The organism is Acinetobacter sp. BMW17, from assembly GCF_001592855.1.
Lineage (GTDB): Bacteria > Pseudomonadota > Gammaproteobacteria > Pseudomonadales > Moraxellaceae > Acinetobacter > Acinetobacter johnsonii.
Genome location: NZ_LSOD01000032.1, coordinates 16,744 through 33,110 on the forward strand (window position 1 = coordinate 16,744; position 16,367 = coordinate 33,110).

Annotated in this window: 16 protein-coding genes, 1 other RNA gene and 3 pseudogenes; 6 read left to right on the forward strand and 14 right to left on the reverse strand. The window is 42.9% G+C overall.

The features are described from left to right. Positions 1 to 81 precede the first annotated feature (81 nt). The 4 genes from AXW61_RS10120 to AXW61_RS10135 all read left to right on the forward strand — a co-directional run bounded on the left by AXW61_RS10120 (position 82) and on the right by AXW61_RS10135 (position 2,835). Positions 82 to 975 carry a LysR family transcriptional regulator gene (locus AXW61_RS10120; RefSeq protein WP_062034213.1) on the forward strand — a complete coding sequence of 298 codons (894 nt, stop codon included), beginning with the start codon at positions 82 to 84 and terminating at the stop codon, positions 973 to 975. A gap of 113 nt (positions 976 to 1,088) precedes the next feature. Continuing rightward, positions 1,089 to 1,661: a nuclear transport factor 2 family protein gene (locus tag AXW61_RS10125; protein ID WP_062034214.1), complete on the forward strand. Its 573-nt coding sequence runs from the start codon at positions 1,089 to 1,091 to the stop codon at positions 1,659 to 1,661. Next, positions 1,637 to 2,137, forward strand: a complete 501-nt coding sequence (locus AXW61_RS10130; RefSeq protein WP_062034215.1) for a chalcone isomerase family protein — start codon at positions 1,637 to 1,639, stop codon at positions 2,135 to 2,137. The genes AXW61_RS10125 and AXW61_RS10130 overlap by 25 nt, the downstream gene beginning before the upstream one ends. An 11-nt stretch (positions 2,138 to 2,148) precedes the next feature. After that, positions 2,149 to 2,835, forward strand: coding sequence for a response regulator transcription factor (locus AXW61_RS10135; protein ID WP_062034216.1), 687 nt, complete (start codon positions 2,149 to 2,151; stop codon positions 2,833 to 2,835). Positions 2,836 to 2,852: 17 nt separating this feature from the next. On the opposite strand, the gene AXW61_RS10140 is transcribed toward AXW61_RS10135, so the two are convergent. The 9 genes from AXW61_RS10140 to nudC all read right to left on the reverse strand — a co-directional run bounded on the left by AXW61_RS10140 (position 2,853) and on the right by nudC (position 11,965). Continuing rightward, positions 2,853 to 4,175, reverse strand: a complete 1,323-nt coding sequence (locus AXW61_RS10140; protein WP_035326925.1) for a HAMP domain-containing sensor histidine kinase — start codon at positions 4,173 to 4,175, stop codon at positions 2,853 to 2,855. 35 nt (positions 4,176 to 4,210) lie between these two features. Further along, positions 4,211 to 5,260, reverse strand: a complete 1,050-nt coding sequence (locus tag AXW61_RS10145; protein ID WP_062034217.1) for a class I SAM-dependent methyltransferase — start codon at positions 5,258 to 5,260, stop codon at positions 4,211 to 4,213. Between the two features lie 8 nt (positions 5,261 to 5,268). Continuing rightward, the gene (locus AXW61_RS10150) at positions 5,269 to 6,048 is read right to left on the reverse strand and encodes a DUF1295 domain-containing protein (protein ID WP_062034218.1); all 780 of its coding nucleotides are present in this window, start codon (positions 6,046 to 6,048) and stop codon (positions 5,269 to 5,271) included. A gap of 24 nt (positions 6,049 to 6,072) precedes the next feature. Continuing rightward, positions 6,073 to 7,278, reverse strand: a complete 1,206-nt coding sequence (locus AXW61_RS10155; protein ID WP_062034219.1) for a cyclopropane-fatty-acyl-phospholipid synthase family protein — start codon at positions 7,276 to 7,278, stop codon at positions 6,073 to 6,075. Next, the gene (locus AXW61_RS10160) at positions 7,275 to 8,063 is read right to left on the reverse strand and encodes a DUF1365 domain-containing protein (protein ID WP_062034220.1); all 789 of its coding nucleotides are present in this window, start codon (positions 8,061 to 8,063) and stop codon (positions 7,275 to 7,277) included. Before AXW61_RS10160 ends, AXW61_RS10155 begins: the two co-directional genes overlap by 4 nt. A 9-nt stretch (positions 8,064 to 8,072) precedes the next feature. Beyond that, positions 8,073 to 9,356, reverse strand: coding sequence for an FAD-dependent oxidoreductase (locus tag AXW61_RS10165; RefSeq protein ID WP_062034221.1), 1,284 nt, complete (start codon positions 9,354 to 9,356; stop codon positions 8,073 to 8,075). Beyond that, positions 9,353 to 10,339: an acyl-CoA desaturase gene (locus tag AXW61_RS10170; protein WP_062034222.1), complete on the reverse strand. Its 987-nt coding sequence runs from the start codon at positions 10,337 to 10,339 to the stop codon at positions 9,353 to 9,355. Before AXW61_RS10170 ends, AXW61_RS10165 begins: the two co-directional genes overlap by 4 nt. Before the next feature lie 134 nt (positions 10,340 to 10,473). Beyond that, the gene (locus tag AXW61_RS10175) at positions 10,474 to 11,022 is read right to left on the reverse strand and encodes a lipocalin family protein (protein WP_062034223.1); all 549 of its coding nucleotides are present in this window, start codon (positions 11,020 to 11,022) and stop codon (positions 10,474 to 10,476) included. Between the two features lie 169 nt (positions 11,023 to 11,191). Further along, positions 11,192 to 11,965: an NAD(+) diphosphatase gene (gene nudC, locus AXW61_RS10180; protein ID WP_062034224.1), complete on the reverse strand. Its 774-nt coding sequence runs from the start codon at positions 11,963 to 11,965 to the stop codon at positions 11,192 to 11,194. Between the two features lie 383 nt (positions 11,966 to 12,348). Here nudC and AXW61_RS10185 point away from each other — a divergent pair, with 383 nt between their 5' ends. Both AXW61_RS10185 and AXW61_RS17235 read left to right on the forward strand, forming a co-directional pair. After that, on the forward strand, positions 12,349 to 13,872 hold the full coding sequence (locus AXW61_RS10185) for a cryptochrome/photolyase family protein (RefSeq protein WP_062034225.1): 1,524 nt from the start codon (positions 12,349 to 12,351) through the stop codon (positions 13,870 to 13,872). A gap of 3 nt (positions 13,873 to 13,875) precedes the next feature. Next, on the forward strand, positions 13,876 to 14,010 hold the full coding sequence (locus AXW61_RS17235) for a DUF2256 domain-containing protein (protein ID WP_081408287.1): 135 nt from the start codon (positions 13,876 to 13,878) through the stop codon (positions 14,008 to 14,010). A 14-nt stretch (positions 14,011 to 14,024) separates the two neighbouring features. Here the strand turns inward: AXW61_RS17235 and AXW61_RS10190 are convergent, their stop codons facing one another. The 5 genes and pseudogenes from AXW61_RS10190 to ssrA form a co-directional block, all read right to left on the reverse strand. Further along, entirely contained in the window at positions 14,025 to 14,279 is a 255-nt protein-coding gene (locus AXW61_RS10190) for a TIGR03643 family protein (RefSeq protein WP_058952279.1), read from the reverse strand. A gap of 201 nt (positions 14,280 to 14,480) precedes the next feature. Then, positions 14,481 to 14,933, reverse strand: a pseudogene (locus tag AXW61_RS10195) (IS3 family transposase); the annotation flags it as partial. 79 nt (positions 14,934 to 15,012) lie between these two features. Further along, positions 15,013 to 15,237: pseudogene (locus AXW61_RS17240) on the reverse strand (group II intron maturase-specific domain-containing protein); the annotation flags it as partial. A gap of 1 nt (position 15,238) precedes the next feature. Further along, a pseudogene (locus tag AXW61_RS10200) lies at positions 15,239 to 15,700 on the reverse strand (integrase arm-type DNA-binding domain-containing protein); the annotation flags it as partial. Positions 15,701 to 15,882: 182 nt separating this feature from the next. Beyond that, positions 15,883 to 16,241: a transfer-messenger RNA gene (ssrA, locus tag AXW61_RS10205) on the reverse strand. Positions 16,242 to 16,367: the final 126 nt, after the last annotated feature.

Consider the following 16,367-nt stretch of genomic DNA (forward strand, 5'->3'; position numbering starts at 1 on the left):
CCATTTTTTTCATCTTAAAATATTTTCATTTTTCTGATAATTGATATATTTTTAGCTTATGGTGTCAGAAAATTTTACAACATGAAACGCAGAACATTACCTCCCCTTAATGCTTTAAAAGCATTTGAAGCCGTCGCCAGAAATAAAAGTTTCAGCTTAGCTGCGGAAGAATTGTGTGTCACCCATAGTGCGATTAGTCATCAAATAAAGCAGTTAGAAGAATGGTTAGATAAAAAATTGTTTATTCGGCATTCCTCTACCATCTCTCTGACAACGGACGCAGAAGAATTATCTCGAGTTTGTACGCATCTTTTTAATCGTTTAGAACAATGTGTCTTTGAGTTAACAAATAAAACATCAGAGGTAGAGGTGGTAATAGGCGCTTCTCATAGTTTTATGGCAAATTGGCTGATTCCCCGATTAGAAAAGCTCGAAATAATCTATCCCAATATCCATATCAAATTAATGACATGTAATGACTTAAAATTGTTAGAAAAAGAGAAAGTTGACATATTAATCAATAGCATCAGTGAGAATCATATGCTTCCCAACTTTTTGAATAAATATCTTTTATTTCCCGATAACATGGGGCCTATTTGTAATCTTGAAATAAATCCGCTTCATACAAAAAATGATCTTTTAAATTATCCATTACTTCATACCCACTCAAATAAAAGTGCATGGCATACATGGTTTAATCAGTCCCAAATTCACTTTTCCCCAAAAGCGAATGATCGCTATTTTGATAGTCTCAGTTTAATGATAGAAGCTGCTGTGTCTGGGTTAGGAATTGCGATAGCACCTCAAATTCTAATAGAAAAAGAAATATTAAATGGAAGGGTCATTGCCCCTTTTGGTTTTATCTATTGTGACTATAATTTTTATGCAATGGTCAGAAAAAATAACGAAAATCGTGATGTGATGAATATCATTGATTGGTTAATGACTGAAGAAAAAAGAGGAAGTGAAATCTAATCATTAATCATCAAAATTCTATGCAATGTACTGTCTTTAGCATCTATCTTCACATTCTGTTCACTTTAGCCTCTATAAAGTGGGAGGATAAACGGTGAAGATGGACAGTGAATATGAATCAAGTCAAAACGTTAATGGCAATTGCCTTATCCTTACCCGTGATTTTCCTGTCAGGATGCAAAAGTGTTCCTCGTTATTCCTCTGATTATGCAAATGCCAGAGCAAGTATTCAGGGAATACCCTTAGATGATGCAAAAGCATTAGAAATTGGTACCCGCTTCACTTCGGCATTTAATACCTTGGGCACACCTAAATTCGTTGAAAATGCTGGAGCACTGTATGCAGATCAGCTTTTTATTAACGACACGCTGTCGCAATTTTCATCGCGTAAAAAACTGCTTGAACATTTTCAAGGTATGAACCAGCGGGTGAGTAATGTCACTGTCAGACTATTAAATACTTCATATCATCAAGACTCTGCCTATGTACATTGGCATATGGTTTATGATTTTAAAATGTTCGGGAAGACACGAACAATGGATTCATTTGGAATCAGTGAAATAAAGGTCAACCCAAATCATCAGATTATTTTCCAACAAGACTTCTGGGATCCCGCCAATGGTTTGTATCGTTCTTTGCCTTATGTAGGAGGAACCTATTCATGGGTACTGCCTTTCAAAAAGTAGGAATCAGTACGGCGTTACTAATAGTATGTGGCTTCAGTCCATGGGTGCAGGCCCAAAGCTTAAACGCTTGTGGCCAAGGCCCGCTCATGGTTAGGCAAAAACAGGTCGGTGTGGCCAGTTACTTTGCGCAAAACTGTAATCAGCCTTGGCAAGGCCAAAACATGCAGATGGATTTTACCTATACGCAGAATATTCCAGAATGGGCATTCAAACGTGCAGCCAGACATCTACTCCACCGTAATATCAAAGATCAAAAGATTCAGGCTGTTTTCAATCCAATCACCGATCTGTATCGTCCAGTGAACTCAGGAGATCTATACCAACTAAAATATAGCCATGCCACACACACATTAAGCCTATACTTAAACCAGAAACTACAGGGACAACTCCAGAACCCATTAGCCCAGCAATATTTTAATATATGGCTAGGTCCTCAGCCATTTAGTGCTAAATTAAAACAGCAATTAATAAAGTAGTCTCTACAGTTATGTCTAAACATTTTATTTTGATGGTTGAAGATCATTACGAACTGGCATCTACCTTATGCGAGTTTTTAGAAGAGCATGGTTTTGTGGTCGATCATGCTCGAAACCTAAATGCTGCGCGCCAGTTGCTCAAGCAGCAACGCTATCATATTTTACTTTTAGATATTAACTTACCTGATGGTTCGGGTTATGAACTATGTGAATGGCTACGAAATAAAGAAGGTATGGACCTCCCTGTGCTGATGCTCACCGCACGCGATACGTTGAATGACAAACTCAAAGGTTTCAATTCAGGCACGGATGATTATCTAGTCAAGCCATTTGACTTTAATGAGCTGGTGGTTCGAGTCAAAGCTCTGATCAAGCGTTCACAGGGTGAAGTCTCCTCTAGCCGTCTTCAAATTCATGATCTTATTCTGGACCCTGCAACACAGCAACTGACTCGTGGAGGACAAATCATTGAACTGCCCCCCATTCAATTCAAACTGCTCAAACTACTGATGCGTCATTCGCCTAAAGTTCTGACTAAACAGGAAATTATGATAGAGCTTTGGGGGGATCAAGAGCCTGAAAGCGATGCCCTGCGTAGTCATATTTATAATTTGCGTAAAATGGTCGATAAGCCTTTTGAGCAAAAACTAATTCACACCATATCTGGTGTAGGGTTAAAGATCACTTTAGAAGCTTAAGCTCTAGAAGCCCAGCCTTAATTTAAATACACGACGACAATCAGTCCAGTCGTCATCGCCAGATCAACATCCTGATGGGTATTGAGATAATACTGCCGATCAAACAATTCCACTCGCCAACCAAGCTGCTTGCACAACTTCTGTACCAATTGCAGTCCAATGCCATGACCTTTGATCTCTAATTGCAATTGCTGCCCCGACAGTTCTTGCACCTTTGAGTTATTCGGTAAAGGAATGCCGACACCATTATCTGCAATCAATACTGTATTTTTTTGCAAAATGACATCAATTTCTGTGCCTTGTGAATAATTCAGTGCATTCCGCAAAATATTGCCAAACACCATTTTGGTCATCGACGGGTAAAGTTTACGTGGCTGTTCGTTTAGATCTTTTTGAAAATTTATCCGCATGCCTTTGTTATGACTAACACTATCCAGATCCTGAACTAAATTTTCCAAACATTCTGAAAGCATAGTCGATTCAGCGGTTAAAGTATTGGTGGTGTTGCGGGCGATAGCCAGTAGTGTGTCAACTAATAGTTGCATGTCTTCAATGGTGTTGTTCAAGCGAGTAAATGATTTATTGTCCCCATAGCGTGCCTGACACAACTGCACATTGCCTTTTAAGATGGTCAGTGGTGTACGAAGCTCATGACTGACATCACCAGTAAATTCACGTTCACGCTGAATAAACTCGCTTAATACCTGATGATATTTTTCTAGCGCCTGCTTCAGATATTCCGCTTCCAGATTTGAATCAGTCCGTATGTCATGAAACGGTGAAGCCTGATTTTTATAATCTTCCCAATCAATATGTTCCAGTGCGTTGGCAAGCCTTGTAATGGGAGAAAAATAGCGCCGGGCACGACGGTTCCACCACCATAACATACTATAAAGTACAAACAAGCTGACCATCAGTGGTGCCAGACCAAACAGCCAGACCAGTTTATTGACATTGCTTTCGCCAAAAACCAACAGCACATGCTGCCCGTCTTTTTCACCATAAACGGTCATGCGTTCCTTGCCATCGACAAAATGCCGATTCACTCCTTGCTCAAGTGACATATTCTTAAATTGGGAGGGTGGCACAGTGTTCCAGCGGTAACCATACAGGTTTTTGGTATCGGGCAATTCTGCGGCAGGATTACGTTCTAATCGCTGCCAGTAGTGTGACATTTCCTGTTCTAGGGCCGTTCTGAGCAAAGAACCTTTAATCACCCAGGCACTGAAGCCAATCCCAATCACCACAGACAAGGCAATGAATCCGATTTGCAGCCAGTAGTAGCGGTTAAACACTTCACCCAGAGGATGATCACGTTTGTCCCTAAACAGCTTTAACATTGATGCATTCCCCGCTGGCCAATTCCACTGTTCAATTATACGGCTTTCTTCTTTAACAAAAAGTGGCCAATGACCCACTCGCGTCCATGGTCATAACCAAATAGCTCGGCACAGGCCATAAAGAAAATCCGCCAGCGCTGCCACCAGATTGCGGCATCCGCGCCATAAGTTTTTTCGAACAAGGGCTTTAGCTCGGCCTGTTTACCATCCATATTTTCTAGCCAAGCATTTGCGGTACGTTCATACTGCGTACCCGCCCATTGCCAGTGCTGTTCTAGCTGTAAATGCTGCTGAAAATGTAAGAAAGTTGAGGCTGCTGGCATCAAACCACCACTAAAGAAATATTGCGACATCCAGTCAAATTCATTTTTGACTTCAAACGGGTAATGCAAGAAACGATGACAGAAAATATGACACCACAATAAGCCATCTGGTTTGAGCCAAATACTAATATTTTCAAACAGTTTTTTATAGTTGCGTACATGCTCAAACATCTCCACCGATACCACACGGTCAAATGACGCAGGTTCAAGTTGCAACACATTGACATCACAAGTGATCACATTAAGGTTATCCAGTTTTTTTAAACGGGCTTGTTCCTGAATATACTCGCGCTGCGTTGAAGAATTTGACACGACTGTAATACGGGCCGTTGGATAATGCTCGGCCATATATAGACTGAAAGAACCCCAACCGCAGCCAATTTCCAAAATATCCTGCCCGTCTTTCAGTTGTGCTCGCTGGCAATAGCAGGCAAGGGCAGCTTCTTCGGCTTGGTCTAGCGTCATATCGGCATGTTCAAATAGACTCGCGCTATATTTCAAACGCTTACCGAGTACTGCCTGAAAAAATGCGGTCGGCAGTTCATAATGCTGCTCATTGGCTTTGTCTGTCTCAATGGCAATTTCGCTGTTTTTCAGCATGGTCAGCACATCCATATAGCGCTGCGCTGCCAATGCGGGGTCAAACCGACCTTCTTGTGCCAAACGTTTTTTGCTCAAGATTTTAATACCAGCACGAATCACTGAGTCTGGCACCTTGCCATTTTCGATCAGTTCTAAGATTTTTTGAATCATAAAGTCCATGTATTTACCTACTCTTTGGGTGGCCACGGAATAAACATTGAAGTTCGTCGTTGATAGTCTTTATAGTTGTCACCACGGTGGGTGAGCGCCTGTTTTTCACTAAAAGGAATACCCGTAAGGTAGTACAGGAATAGCCACATCAGCAGCGGATAAATCCATAATTCATAGCATCCTATTGCCAGACCGAGCACTGGATAGGCAAACCAATGTAGCCATTCAAAAAAATAATTCGGATGGCGCGAGTATTTCCACAAGCCCTGATCCATGGTTTTACCTTGATTCTGTGGATCTAGCTTAAAACGGTAAAGTTGCTGATCGGCAGTGCTTTCGCCTATCAAAGCGCATAGCATGATCATGCCCGCCACAATCACAGTGACCAAAGTCCAGTCATTCCACTGCTGGGTCGGAAGACTCAACAGCTTCAGCATTGGGTAAGAAAACAGTAGAGCCAAACCTGCCTGAAATATAAAAAACACCAGAAAACCAAGATGCTGATAATCCCCCATCGCTCGGCGCATGTTCGCATAACGCGTGTCTTCTTGGGTTTCATTGGCATAGCGCCGTAACAGATGCCAAGTCAGCCGTGAAAACCAGATCCCACTCGCCAGTCCCAGAAATAACCGAACCAACATCGGTGCACTGTCAATCACCCAAGCGGCAATAATCACATTGAGGGCAATACTGAAACTCCAAGCGACATCGACTAGCCCTGCTCTGCGGTTATAGGTCACCAACATCCAGCTACAGAGCATGATGAAGACATTGAGCAAAAATAAATCTAGCAGCATGTCGCCCTCCTGTTTTATTTCTGCTTAGTAAGCACTGGCTTCAAACAGCAAATGAACATCACTGATCACACCCTCCCTAAAACCACCTTCGCAATAACACAGATAAAAATCCCACATGCGGATAAAACGCTCATCAAAATCAAGTTGCAGTACTTGATCACGCTGCTCCAGAAAACGCTGGCGCCAACACTTCAGGGTTTGTGCATAGCTTTGACCAATATCTTCCAGATGTTTGAGACGAAGTTTTTGCTCAGAAGCCGTTTGCGTCATCACACTGATACATGGAATAAAACTACCGGGGAAAATATAACGCTTAATGTAATCCACCGTATTTAAAGCTTTAACATAACGTGCATCTTCAATCGTAATCGCCTGTATCAAGGCTAGACCATTCGGCTTGAGGAGCTCACGACATTTTCGGAAATAAGTCGGTAAATACTGCTCACCGACTGCTTCAATCATTTCAATGGACACCAATTTGTCGTATTTACCCTCGAGTAAACGGTAGTCCTGAAGCTGTACAGACACCCGATGAGACAGCCCTGCTTCAGCAACTCGGGCGATTGCTTCATCGTACTGAGCTTTGGAAATGGTAATGGTGGTCACCTTACAGCCATAATGCTGAGCCGCATAAATGGCAAAGCCTCCCCAGCCGCTGCCAATTTCGACCAAATGGTCCATCGGTTGCAATTGAAGTTTCTGGCAGATCAGTTCTTTTTTATAATCTGAAGCTTGTTCCAAGCTCATACAGGGTTCTTTAAACACCGCACTGGAATACATCATGCTGGAATCTAAGAACAATTTAAAAAAATCATTGCTCAAGTCATAATGCTCAGCAATATTCTGACGACTACCATCAATCGAATTCTTGCGGGATTTATACCAAGCCTTGAGTACCAACTGGCTGGCTTTTGCCACTACATTTTGATTCATCCGATCAAGCACATCTCGATTACGCGCTAGAATACGAATTACATTGACCAGATCTTCACTGCTCCAGTAACCACGAATAAAGCCTTCTGCTGCCCCCAGTACACCATTACGGAACAGCAAATCGATAAGGCGTTCGTCATGAACTTGAATTACTGCATGCAAATCACTATAGTTTTCCCCGACCAGACCGTTCCAGATACCTTTAAATATCAACTGACCATGACGCAATTTCAGCATATGGCGTAGGACTATCGGCAGTTCGGTATGCTCTCCCATTAACAGTGTTTTCATAGTCATGTCTTTCCTTTTTCTTTTTTAGGATGCCGATAAAACGGAATTTTCTTTTTCCATAACCGCAAAGCATGTAGATAAATCCCGCTCACCATCCTAAAGGGCTCAAGAACTTTTAATACAGCATATCGATGTTGCTGTGAAGGAAGTGTGATGGCTTGCAGCTTAAATTTCATGGTGGCATCAAATTGCAATATTTCTTGTTCAAACAACTGCATATGAATCACATTTTGCTGTTCTGAAAAGCTAAAACGCCAACGGTAATCCAGTGACATCGGCATGAATGGCGACACATGAAAGGCCTTTTTAAAGTCAAACTGGTGGCTCTGGTAAGGCGTATGTTTAGTTACATTGTGCCGACAATCGTGAATGTACACCTGACGTTCATTCCACGGTGTATTGGTGATTTCACTCAGTATAAAAATCAGTTGATCGGTCGTATCAAAGATCAAATAAAACACCACAGAATTAAAACGAAAACCCAGTGTGCGTGGTAAAGCCAGTACACGAATAGATGCAGCATGTGGTAAATGATAGTTTTCGTGCTTGATCAGTAACCGTGCAACTTTCTGCCGAATCGAGCCATATTCCATGTTTAGAAAGTCACGCTCATCCAAGGTCAATAAATTCCAGCGACTAGAAGACCAGAACCAAGATTTTTGGGTAAAATTTGCCAGTTGATCCGGATCAAAGCATAAATAGCTAAGCTTCACCTCAAAAGCATGTGATTTGGGCAAATAGCGACGATGGCGAATTTCGGTAGAAGCGATAGCCAGTGGATACATTTGCATTCTGTACTCCTAAGCCGCTTGCTCAGTGTGTTGCAGCAACTGATTTACAACCCATGAAGCACTACGCGCTCCATCTTCATGAAAGCCCCAGCCCCAGTAGGCACCACAGTATGACGTCCGGTTCTGACCATTAACCTCAGCCCAACGTTGTTGTGCCTCAATCGCGGCAGCATCAAATACTGGATGACGGTAATATCGTTCTACCCATATTTTTTTCGGATCGAGGTTAAAGTTAGGATTGAGTGTGGCAAAGATTTGAGTTTTACAATTCAGGTTTTGCAACTGGTTCATCCAGTAACTGAAACCATAATGCATGCCACTATGCTGGAATGGAGTTGATTCGGTTGCACGACTAGGTGTCACATGTACATGCCAGCTGGCCCATTGGTGTCTGGATTTGGGCATGATATGAGTATCGGAATGCACCACCATATGGTTATCCTGATAACGAAACTTGCCAAGTACTTCCCGCTCTTGCGCTGACGGGTCTGTAAGTAAATTCAAGCTATCATCAGCATGGCTGGCAAAAATGACCCAGTCAAAACGTTCACTGCCCTGTCCAGTTTCAATCACTACATCATTGGCACTACGGGATACATGAAGCACACCTGTCTTGCGGAAAGTCATATTCGATTGGGCCTGAATGGCACGAACATAACGAGCTGATCCACCCTTGACCGTAAGCCACGAAGGTCGCTCTTTCAGCTGCAACATACGATGGTGCTGAAAAAAGCTCACCACAAATTTATACGGAATCTGTCCAGCTTGCTCTACTGGACAAGACCATAGCGCCCCGCACATCGGATAGAGATGTTCCTGACGAAAGGCTTCGGAATAGTCATGTCGATTGAGATATGCATCAATACTGAGCTGTGCATCGACCTGTTCAACATCAATATCTTTATTCGCCGCATAGAAACGGAACAGATCCGACAACATCACGCGAAAATCAGCGTTAAAGAAGTTTTGCGGTCGGAACAACAGCGAGAATTTTTTTGAAGGATTGTACTGCAAGCCAGTGACCTGATTGTTCACCGAAAAGCCCATGTCACTGCTTTGCGATTGAATCCCGAGTTCTTTGAGCATTGCACAGAACAGTGGATAGTTATGCTCATTAAATACAATAAAGCCACTGTCCACCGCGACCTGTTCGCCATCTATATTCAACTGATGGGTATCGGTATGGCCGCCAAAGTAGTTATTCTTTTCAAAGACGGTAACGTCATGCACTTTACCTAATTTCCAAGCCGCATACAAACCGGAAATACCTGAACCAATAATCGCAATTTTCATGGTGATTCCTTCGAATGAATAGTAGGAGCGCCTGTTTTGGCTACTTTTCTCTGTTTTCGAGCTTGTGCAATTTTACTGACGTCATAGACCCGTTTTGGAATTGGCTTTAAACCCCAGACTATCCCGAGCCAAGACATAATTTTTAGGAGGTAATAGGTCACATCAATCTGCCACCAGTAAAAGCCCTGTCGGGTACTGCCTGCATAATAATGGTGATTGTTGTGCCAGCCTTCGCCCAAGGTAATGATAGACAAGAATAAATTGTTACGGCTTTGATCATCAGTGTCAAAATCACGGCTACCGTAATGATGCGCAAGTGAATTGATACATAAGGTCGCATGGATCAGCAACACGGTGGACACCACAAATCCCCAGACTAGTAATTGCAAGCCGGAAGTCCCCAGTTGCGGCCAAGCTATTGCCAGCCATTCTCCTAGCACATAAATCCCACCCGCGGTCAACAGCACCACAATTAGACTAAACCGGTCTAGCCAGATTAATTCCGGATATTTCAGCCAGTCTTTGATGACTTCTTTACGCGTGGCAAAGTTATATTCATTCAGAAACCAACCCACATGGCTATACCAAAAACCGTGGGTAGATGAATGCGGGTCTTGTGAAGAATCTGTATAGCGGTGGTGATAACGATGATGGGCTGCCCACCATAAGGGGCCACGCTGTGCACTCATGGTGCCTAGTAATACAAATAGGAACTGCACTGGACGCGAGGTCTGAAAGGTTTTATGCGATAAATAGCGATGAAAAAAAGCCGTAATGGAAAACATACGAATCAGGTAGAACAGCATCATAAAGCCCACTGCAAACCACGACACTCCCACCCAGAACACTGCTAGACAAGCCAGATGCAACAGAATAAAAGGTAAAATCCGCTGCCACTGAATCTTGCTGTTTTCAGCCGTCAGTGTTTCGGGTGCTGTGGGTGTAGACCAGCTGTCTATCCATCGCATCAGACTTTTCAACATGGACTCATCCTACTTTCGAGCGATTGTATTTATTCTATTTGATGAGTGTAATCAGTCAGGTATGAATTTTATGTGAAGTAAGGAAAAAAAACCGAACTGTAGAGAGATTATCAGTTCGGCAAAAGGTTAGCAGATTAATGAGGCAATTTGATCAGTTTTGTGATGTCATAACCATAATATTTTGCTGTATCCAGATAGGACTGATAGGTGGCTTCATCTAGTTGCGGTTCACGAGACAAAATCCATAGGTATTTATTACTTGGGCCACCCACGAGTGCCACTTTATATTCCGGGTCTACTCGTAATACCCAGTAATGACCTTTAGTAAAGGGGATCCATCTTAAACCTTTAGGCAAAAAGCTGACCTTCAGTTTGCTGTTCCCCTGATTTTGCGAATACGCAACACCTTGAGATCTAATTATTTCGCCATTGGCAATTCGGCAGCTATTCAATACCCCGATAGTTTGATCGGCATTGACGCTATATTGTGCCGTGATATTAGCTATACATTTACGCTGAAAATACATCGGTAAATGCGCAATTTCATACCATTTACCGGCATACTTCTGGATATCTACCCGATCAACTGCCTGAGGCGCAGCAGTTTCTGCTTGAGTCGTTGTACTTAAGCTGATGATAGACAGTGCTATCGCTGCAAAAGCTGACTTAAATCGCATCTTCATTTTTTAGCCTTGTTGGGTTTCAGGATTAAGATAACCCAGTTAGATGTGAACAAAGCGTGAAGATCAAATGATACGATTCAGTTTCTCCAGATCAGGAAATGCCATCTGAAGATTCATTACCTAGGGCGTTATAGCAGTTTATTTGAGAGACCCAAACAGAATTACTTTTTCAAAGCCATTCTTTGCTGTCATCTGCAACAGGCGTTCCATATATCACATGCTGAATCATGGCATAGGCGATACTGCCCTTGAACGGAATCTCGGGTAACTGATCAAATTTAAAAAATTGCGCATCGCTGAGTTCATTTTCTTGAATCTGAATTTCCCCTCCCTGATATTCTGCCTTGAAGGCCATCATCAGATTGCTGGGAAACGGCCACGGCTGACTGGCTAGATATTGAATATTTTTGATTTGTAGCCCCACTTCTTCCAGCGTTTCACGGCTTACTGCCTCTTCTAGGGTTTCTCCAACTTCAACAAAGCCTGCAATCAGGCTGTACATCTGGGTTTTGTTGCGAGCATTTTTTGCCAGCAGAATTTCATCTGTACCTCGGGTAATGATGGTAATTACGCAGGGATTCACCCGCGGATACTGGTTATAGCCACAGGATGGACAGATCATGGCATACTGGCTGACATGCTGCTGGGTGGCGTGTCCGCATTTACTGCAAAAGCGGTGGTTACGGCGCCATTCCAGTAACTGTACCGCACGGCTGGCCTGTTCAAACTGCGGTCTGCTCCAGACTTGCACCAGTTGCCGGATTGGAACCAGCTGATAACCTTCCGGCATCGGTTCGTCTTCTTTCAGGTCACGAGCAATGATCTCGCAATTTTCCGACAGGTTTAGGTCGTGCTGTAGTCTTTCTACCTGCGGCAACTGAAAATGCTCATCCACTAGTAATTGCTGCTGTCTAAAAATATACGCTTTTGAATGCATGCTCATGACAATTCCCTGATTAAAAAAATCCCATACAGAGGGGTATATGGGACAAAACTAAGGAAGCTCACATGGAGTAACTTCAAGCCAGATACTAGGCGTGAGCTACTTGAATTACAACCATAATAATTTGTATCTTTTTGATTAAAATCACATAATTTTCACACTACTCATGTATTAAGAAATCATGTAAAGCGAGTTTCATCAACTGGCTTTAGCATTGAAGGGATGAATATTTTGTTATAGCAGTACTTATGATTTCTGTGCGATGTCAGCGGGTCATCTGGTCGAGTTGGATTGATTCAACATGCAGGATGATCTTTATTTTCACAAAAAATTGAACTGTCTTGACTTACACTGCGCTATCTTTCATAGGGTCTGGAATGGCTATGCGTTTCGGTTTAATTCTGGGTGACCAGCTTCATCATCAGCTTGCTACGCTCAAAGCGCTAGATCGTATCAGGGATGTGATCCTGATGGCCGAAGTTGTTGAGGAAGCCACTTATGTCGCCCATCATCCGCAGAAAATTGCCCTGATTTTTAGCGCCATGCGTCATTTTGCCAAAGAACTCAAAGCAGAAGGCTGGCGTGTACGTTACCATGCTTTTAAATCTGATAGTCCGATTCGTAGCCTGCTGGATTTCGTAGAGTCACAACAGCAACTCTTACCAGTCACAGAACTGGTCATTACGCACTGCGGGGAATATCGTTTACAGCAGCAGATTGAACAGTATTGGAGCCAGCAGCTGCAATTGCCAGTACAATGCCTAAATGATGAACGTTTTTTCTGTAGTCCGGAGCAGTTCCGGCACTGGGCCAGCCGCTACCAGACACTGCGTATGGAATATTTTTACCGGGAAATGCGCAAGCAGACCGGTTACTTGATGCAGGGACAGCAGCCGTTTGGAGAACAGTGGAACTATGACAGCGCCAATCGTAAGGCCTGGGCTGGCAATCCCCCTTTGCCTGCACCACTTCACTTTGAACACGATCAGATTGATCTGGATGTGCTTGAATTGGTTGAACGTGAATTTTCCCGTCACTCTGGCAGCCTTGACAACTTCCGCTGGGGCACCACACGTAGCAATGCTCTGCTTGCACTGGAGCATTTCATTACCCACAGTTTGCCACATTTTGGCGATTATCAAGATGCCATGGTTCAAGACTCAGACATGCTGTTTCACAGCCTGCTCTCACCTTATCTGAACTGTGGTCTGCTACTACCTAAAGAAGTCTGTGATGCGGCAGAAGCTGCATACCATGCCGGTCATGCACCACTGAATGCAGTGGAAGGTTTTATCCGACAAATTCTCGGCTGGCGCGAATATGTTCGCGGAATTTACTGGCTGTACATGCCAGAATATGCCAGCCGCAATGCACTGCAGCACTCAGCACCATTGCCACAATTTTACTGGACTGGCCGTACTCGGATGAACTGTATGGCTGAGTGTTTCCGTAATACTTTTCAGCATGCCTATGCACATCATATCCAGCGTTTGATGGTGACTGGAAATTTTGCCTTATTAACTGGTGTAGACCCGCAGCAGATCAGCGAGTGGTATCTGGCAGTCTATGCCGATGCCTATGAATGGGTAGAACTACCGAACACGCTGGGTATGGTGATGCATGCCGATAGCGGCTTGATGGCCAGCAAACCCTATGCGGCCTCGGGCAATTACATCCATAAGATGTCCGATTACTGTAAGTACTGTAGCTACAATGTCAAAACTCGGACCGAGCTAGATAGCTGTCCGTTCAATAGCCTGTACTGGTATTTTATGATCCGGAATGAGGCGAAATTTCGTACTCATCCACGTATGGGCATGATCTATCGACAGCTAGATAAACTTAAAGATCGGCATCAGATTATCAGCCATGCCCAGCAACTTCTTAGCCAGATCAATGAGTTATAAACGATGAAAAAACAGCATCTCCCTGAAAAAATCTGTATCCATTGTTTGCGCCCTTTTACTTGGCGCAAGAAATGGCACCGCTGCTGGGAGGAAGTACAATATTGTTCTGAACGATGTAAACGTGAGTCCAGACGGTAATCAAAATCAAACACTTAGAAACGCTTGTATTGGCGTGAACAATAGGCCCGTATCACATCAGGTAAACGCAGCTGCAGATGCTTGGTTTTTCGGCCTGTCACACGTGCACGCCACATTTTAAAGCTACTGGGTTTCATATTTTGCCGCATCAAGCGGATCACTGCCGCTTCGTTCAAACCAAACTCACATTGAATGGCTTCAAATGGGGTTCGATCCTCCCAGGCCATTTCGATAATTCTGGATAAGTCTTCTTCAGAAAATTGATTCATGCCATTCTCATTTTAATTACTATGAAGCTTCAATAAGTTCTATCAACTCATTTACATAACTTGAGTCAACTTTAATTCAACTAAAAGCATAATAATACGATCATGAATTTTTTGTGATTTTCTCTAGTTTACGGACTAAACACAAATAATAGGGCTAGTTAGACTTGGACTGCTCCCAGTATCCTAGACATTGAAGTAGCCTCATTTTGAAGCTGCCTCGAATGCTTCTGGACTCATCCCATCAAGATGCGAATGACGCCTGATTCGATTATAAAACATCTCGATGTAATCAAACACATCCGCACGCGCCATTTCGCGTGTTTTATAAATTCTCTTTTTAATTCTTTCCTTCTTTAAGCTACTAAAAAAGGATTCTGCAACGGCATTATCCCAGCAGTTTCCTCTGCGGCTCATGCTAGGTATTAAGTTATGCTTCTGACAGAATTTTTTCCAGTCTCCGCTACTGTATTGTGAGCCTTGGTCTGAGTGTATGATCACAGGTTCATTAGGTCTGCGTCGCCATACTGCCATGAGTAGAGCATCAAGTACGATATCTTTGGCAAGCGTAGATTTCATTGACCAACCGATCACTTTTCTTGAATATAAATCAAGAACCACAGCCAGATATAACCAGTCTTGCCATGTGCGAATATAAGGGTGAGTAGACCAAGGGAATCTCACCCTTAGCCCCTCGCAGAACCGGACGTGAACCTCTCAGCTCATCCGGCTCCCATTATCCAACCGATGGTAAACATCCCATTTTCCAGTGCACAAAGGCATTTGGAAAATCACGCGCAAGTCGCCCTAAGGCATATCTAGCCCGTCTTTTATGACGAGCCAAGTTTTTATACTTACGCCTCATCCAGCGTATAAGATAAGCATTCATGTGTTGCCAGATCGCTGACATTGCTGAACCATGGAATCGACCATAGTATCGCTGCCAACCTTGAAAAATTGGAAGTACGTTTGGCTACTTCAAGTGAGCCTCTCGCCTCAATCTTTTTTATGATCTGTAAAATTTCAGGTGCTTGAATCTGATTAATACGCTTATTTTCTAATGAAAGATACAATTCATCTAGAGATGCTCTGACATTGCTAATATGCTTCGGGGACCACGTTTCCTTCTGATTCTCAAACCAATTTTCAGCGACTTCTTTAAAGAAAGGCTTTATGTCCTCATGAAGTACTGATTTTGAATGTTTATACTTAAGTTCATAAGCCATTTCTCTAGCTTTTTTCAAACTAAGTTCTGGGTATGGTCCTAGTGACTCAGATTGACGCTGACCATGAACAGTGTAGCGGACATTCCAATATTTTTGACCTTTAGTCGTAATAATTAGCGATAAGCCATGTGAATCTGATAGACGATATTGCTTGTCTTTCGGTTGAGCTTTTCTACATTCTGCATCTGTGAGTGACATATCTTTAACCAGAATTTGTTGTGTTAATTTCTGGGTAAATTTTGCCAATTTTTACCCACACAAAGCAAAAATAGGGTCAAATCGCTTAGGACAGTATCGGACAATACAGCTAATAAAAAAGCCCTTAAACATTGAGTTTAAAGGCTTTTCTATATTCAGTCGAACCGCTCTGAATTAAATTTTGGTGGAGGTGGCGGGAGTTGAACCCGCGTCCGCCAGCACTACGCTCGAGAATACTACATGCTTAGATATCGTCTACTGTTTTAACTCTTTGTGACCCGACGAACAGGGTACAAATCGCGATCCTCTTAATTTAGTACAAAACCCCGAGGCTTAGTTTTATACGGACTTGTGTGCGTGCGCTTCAGTCGGACTCTCTAACCACAAGTATTCGGAGAGGCGGACAAGCTGCCCTTAGGCAGCTAGAGCGTATGATTCGTCGTTTGCGACTAAAAAATGCAAATTTGATTTACGAGAGAAAATGCGCTCTCGACATGCATCTATGAGTTTCATCACCAGCGTCGAAGCCAGAAACACCCCCAAAGTAGCGGTAATCATAGCATAGTTGCTAGAAAATACGATCTATTTTCTAAACAAACACACATATTGATGCGCTTAATTACATAATTGCGCTAATATTTTGGTTTTCAAGTCCAACAATAAAATA

Coding starts and splice junctions, on each gene's coding strand:
- AXW61_RS10120 (WP_062034213.1), top strand. CDS start 82: ATGAAACGCAGAACATTACCTCCCCTTAATGCTTTAAAAGCATTTGAA.
- AXW61_RS10125 (WP_062034214.1), top strand. CDS start 1,089: ATGAATCAAGTCAAAACGTTAATGGCAATTGCCTTATCCTTACCCGTG.
- AXW61_RS10130 (WP_062034215.1), top strand. CDS start 1,637: ATGGGTACTGCCTTTCAAAAAGTAGGAATCAGTACGGCGTTACTAATA.
- AXW61_RS10135 (WP_062034216.1), top strand. CDS start 2,149: ATGTCTAAACATTTTATTTTGATGGTTGAAGATCATTACGAACTGGCA.
- AXW61_RS10140 (WP_035326925.1), bottom strand. CDS start 4,175: ATGTTAAAGCTGTTTAGGGACAAACGTGATCATCCTCTGGGTGAAGTG.
- AXW61_RS10145 (WP_062034217.1), bottom strand. CDS start 5,260: ATGGACTTTATGATTCAAAAAATCTTAGAACTGATCGAAAATGGCAAG.
- AXW61_RS10150 (WP_062034218.1), bottom strand. CDS start 6,048: ATGCTGCTAGATTTATTTTTGCTCAATGTCTTCATCATGCTCTGTAGC.
- AXW61_RS10155 (WP_062034219.1), bottom strand. CDS start 7,278: ATGACTATGAAAACACTGTTAATGGGAGAGCATACCGAACTGCCGATA.
- AXW61_RS10160 (WP_062034220.1), bottom strand. CDS start 8,063: ATGCAAATGTATCCACTGGCTATCGCTTCTACCGAAATTCGCCATCGT.
- AXW61_RS10165 (WP_062034221.1), bottom strand. CDS start 9,356: ATGAAAATTGCGATTATTGGTTCAGGTATTTCCGGTTTGTATGCGGCT.
- AXW61_RS10170 (WP_062034222.1), bottom strand. CDS start 10,339: ATGTTGAAAAGTCTGATGCGATGGATAGACAGCTGGTCTACACCCACA.
- AXW61_RS10175 (WP_062034223.1), bottom strand. CDS start 11,022: ATGAAGATGCGATTTAAGTCAGCTTTTGCAGCGATAGCACTGTCTATC.
- nudC (WP_062034224.1), bottom strand. CDS start 11,965: ATGAGCATGCATTCAAAAGCGTATATTTTTAGACAGCAGCAATTACTA.
- AXW61_RS10185 (WP_062034225.1), top strand. CDS start 12,349: ATGCGTTTCGGTTTAATTCTGGGTGACCAGCTTCATCATCAGCTTGCT.
- AXW61_RS17235 (WP_081408287.1), top strand. CDS start 13,876: ATGAAAAAACAGCATCTCCCTGAAAAAATCTGTATCCATTGTTTGCGC.
- AXW61_RS10190 (WP_058952279.1), bottom strand. CDS start 14,279: ATGAATCAATTTTCTGAAGAAGACTTATCCAGAATTATCGAAATGGCC.